The sequence below is a fragment of the Pseudoalteromonas sp. AOP7-A1-14 genome, assembly GCF_052376275.1.
GTDB lineage: Bacteria > Pseudomonadota > Gammaproteobacteria > Enterobacterales > Alteromonadaceae > Pseudoalteromonas.
The window spans coordinates 1-1,999 of sequence record NZ_JBQSVO010000213.1 but is presented as its reverse complement, the minus strand read 5'-3'; the positions used below and the strand labels follow the sequence as shown (position 1 = coordinate 1,999).

General features: G+C 38.6%; 3 protein-coding genes. 1 reads left to right on the top strand and 2 read right to left on the bottom strand.

Translation table 11 applies throughout. From position 1 onward, the window contains the following. Positions 1 to 201 (top strand): hypothetical protein (locus ACT3RM_RS17610; protein ID WP_444511480.1); only part of this gene is annotated, 201 nt, incomplete at its 5' end. 39 nt (positions 202 to 240) lie between these two features. Here ACT3RM_RS17610 and ACT3RM_RS17605 read toward each other — a convergent pair. Then, positions 241 to 1,092 carry a hypothetical protein gene (locus ACT3RM_RS17605; protein ID WP_444511479.1) on the bottom strand — a complete coding sequence of 284 codons (852 nt, stop codon included), beginning with the start codon at positions 1,090 to 1,092 and terminating at the stop codon, positions 241 to 243. 162 nt (positions 1,093 to 1,254) lie between these two features. Continuing rightward, the gene (locus tag ACT3RM_RS17600) at positions 1,255 to 1,929 is read right to left on the bottom strand and encodes a hypothetical protein (protein WP_444511478.1); all 675 of its coding nucleotides are present in this window, start codon (positions 1,927 to 1,929) and stop codon (positions 1,255 to 1,257) included. Positions 1,930 to 1,999 lie beyond the last annotated feature (70 nt).

Sequence of the window (1,999 nt, the reverse complement as noted above, 5' to 3'; positions counted from 1 at the left end):
TTACAACAGAACGGGCAATTCCCTGAAGCCGGTGATTTAACAATGGATGAGCTTACTGGCTCTGGCAACATATTTAATATAAAAGGTGATAGATTACCTGCAGATGAACGCGCCCTAGAGCGATTGGAAGGCATAGATGTTGACGCTAAGAGAAAGGAAGCTATGGATAAATTTAATGTAAACCCAGGCGGGGGAGGTTAAACTACTAAAAAGCGGGTCGTGACCCGCTTTTTTTTGCATTTATTTTTCTGGGGTTATAAATAACTTTTTTTGACCTTTATTTAAAATGTACGGGTAGTTTATTGTTTCGCCATTTTTCATTTTTACTTTTTTGGGTGCAATATAAATATAAGTCCAACTTGAAAGCTCTTCACTAATGCTCGTGTAAATTTCATCTTCTGGAACACTACTTTTTTTATTGGTAATTAAGTTTAAATTATGAAAATCTCGCCCATCGTTGGGTGAAAAAATATAGCTCTCAGATTCAATACCACTGATGAATGATGGAGAAATTGCCTGGTACGGCTCATAAGTCTCCACGCTAACTTCACACAAGTCTGAAATATCTGTAATACCATGGGAATACTCCGGGCAGTTCCATTCATCTTTTATAAAGTAAATAGATAGCTTCCCATTTTGATCGTAAATGGTTTCATGTTTAAGACCTAATTCAACCATGACTTTTTCAATAGAAACTTTCACATGTGAAAGAAATTTTTCTTGAGCTTCTTCAGTCGAACTAGCTTCTGAAGCTGGCATCCATGCTATAAGACTATTTCTTGCCCCATGAGAGTCAGGCTCAAGCAAATTCCCCAGAAGATGAACCCCAGCAGTTTGCCAGTTAGTCATTCCTAGTTGGGGGCTACCATATCCACCAGCAACAAAACCTAGGTTAAGCATTGATTCAGTGATAGAGCCAACGCTATCCGCAGGAACGTAAGTATCCTTTATATCAGTTACTAAACCACCGGCATGAGCAATGTTATAAGCTTCGCTATGGTTGTTCATATACTCCATAGGTGTTGTTGATGTAGCACAACCAGATAATGCAGATACAGCTAGAAAGGCTGCTAGGGTTTTAAATGTACTCATACTATATAGCTCCGCTTTATTTTATAAGATGATCTTAAAGGTTATTTTTTAATTACTTCAATATTATCACAGTAAAAAAAAATGCAACCAGGGGAAGTGAATAAATAAAACCCCTTGGTTGAAAGGGGTTTCTGGTTGGGGTGGCTGTATTATTTTAACTTTTTACGCTGAGACTTCTTCTTGCTTGTTTGTTGAAGTCTGACTGGTGGATTCAGCTTCACTTGATAGCTCTACGTCATTTGTTTCTTGTTCAGGAGCTGCTTCTGCAACTTCTTCATCTTTACCTTTAGAGTGAGCTGAAATGCGAGCCCGCTTTTCCATGCCTATAATGCGACCCGCAAGCTTAATTAAACGCTGCTGCCACTCATATGTTGCATCAGAACGCTGCTGGCTAGTTAGCACTGTATTCAACCAAAGAGTGTCAACTATGCTCATCAGCTTATCTAGGCTTCTAATAAGGTGCGCAAACTGTGCAACCTGTGGTGATGTGATCTCTATAGGGTATGTAACAGGGCCGCTATAACCAGGAGTATCTTCAATGCCATTATCAGCCATTACTTTAGATAACTGATCTAGTGCTTTCTTCATGTCTTCAGCGACTTTATCTATATGGCCGTGAATAACTTCCTCAACTTGGTCGATTTCTTTCAAGTCACCTATAATACGAAGTATTACATCGAGTGAAAATAAAGCATTCGATACACGATCAAAGCTACGTGCCATAACTCTCTGCGCTTGAAGACTATTTACAATCATATTTTGACGAAAAACAGGTCTTGAGTACATTTGGCGCTCTGATTGAGGTTGCTGCTTTAATTCATTAATTTCTTCTGCCATGATATTTCTCCATTTTTAATTGGGACAATTAGTAAACGCAGCTAAAGATTAAGATGAATTGACACCAAAC

Excerpts from the sequence above, each read along its gene's own strand:
- ACT3RM_RS17605 (WP_444511479.1), bottom strand. The coding sequence starts at position 1,092 with ATGAGTACATTTAAAACCCTAGCAGCCTTTCTAGCTGTATCTGCATTA.
- ACT3RM_RS17600 (WP_444511478.1), bottom strand. The coding sequence starts at position 1,929 with ATGGCAGAAGAAATTAATGAATTAAAGCAGCAACCTCAATCAGAGCGC.